Origin of the sequence: Vibrio sp. YT-15, assembly GCF_033337445.1 — a bacterium.
GTDB lineage: Bacteria > Pseudomonadota > Gammaproteobacteria > Enterobacterales > Vibrionaceae > Vibrio > Vibrio alginolyticus.
This window is the reverse complement of the sequence record NZ_JAWOQR010000166.1, coordinates 1-1,057: the sequence shown is the minus strand read 5'-3', so window position 1 is coordinate 1,057 and position 1,057 is coordinate 1. Positions and strand designations below refer to the sequence as shown.

At 48.9% G+C, this 1,057-nt stretch carries 2 protein-coding genes; both read left to right on the top strand.

Features of this window, described 5'->3' with window-relative positions; translation table 11 throughout:
- The coding region (locus R7D93_RS26040; protein WP_318129650.1) for a molybdenum cofactor synthesis domain-containing protein at nt 1–644 on the top strand (644 nt) is incomplete at its 5' end.
- Between the two features lie 9 nt (nt 645–653).
- On the top strand, nt 654–1,057 hold a 404-nt coding region (locus tag R7D93_RS26035; RefSeq protein WP_318129649.1), incomplete at its 3' end, for a ThiF family adenylyltransferase.

Here is a 1,057-nt window from a genome sequence, read left to right as displayed (position 1 = left end):
CACTCGAAGCAGGTCAAATCTATGACAGCAACCGTTACGGCATTAAACCGCTTATCGAAAACTTTGGCTGTGAAGCGATTGATCTTGGCATTATCCCTGACTGCCCAGAAACATTAAAAGCAACGTTTGAAAAAGCACAAACGCTCGCGGATGTGGTTGTCACCTCTGGCGGCGTCAGTGTTGGCGAAGCAGACTACACCAAGGACATTCTTGAACAACTTGGGGAAATCGGTTTTTGGAAACTGGCAATCAAGCCGGGTAAACCTTTCGCATTTGGTAAGTTAAGTACAGCTTGGTTCTGCGGTCTACCAGGTAACCCTGTATCTGCTGTGCTAACCATGTACGTACTTGTTCAACCAATGTTGGCGAAATTGGCTGGCCATACTGAATGGAAAGCACCAGAGTCTATCCCTGCTACGACAAAAACTGCATTTAAGAAAGCGCCGGGCCGCACGGACTACCAACGTGGCATCTACACGCTAGAAGATGGCAAATTTGTCGTTGAAACTACTGGCAACCAAAGTTCTGGTGCCTTCCGCTCAATGAGTTTGGCAAACTGCTTTGTGGTGTTGGAACGTGAGCGTGGCCGCGTGGAAGTTGGCGAAACGGTTCAAATCCAACTGTTTAACTCAACGTTATACTAGGAACGTGCCGTGGATATTCTTTCCGATCAGGAGATGCTGCGCTATAACCGCCAGATCATTCTTCGCCAGTTCGATTTCGAAGGACAAGAAGCGCTCAAACAAAGCTCCGTGCTTATTTTGGGTGCGGGCGGTTTAGGCTGTGCTTCTAGCCAATACCTCGCCACAGCAGGTGTCGGCAGTATTACGCTCATCGATGACGACATTGTAGAGCTCTCTAATTTGCAGCGCCAAGTATTACACCACGACACAGATATCGGCCGCAAAAAGGTGGATTCTGCCGCCGATGCGCTGCGAGAACTTAACCCCCACGTCGAGGTAAACACCGTTGCCAAACGTCTCGATGATGCTCAACTTCAAGCTTTGATTGAACAACACACTGTGGTAGTTGATGCGTCTGATAACGTCGACACTCG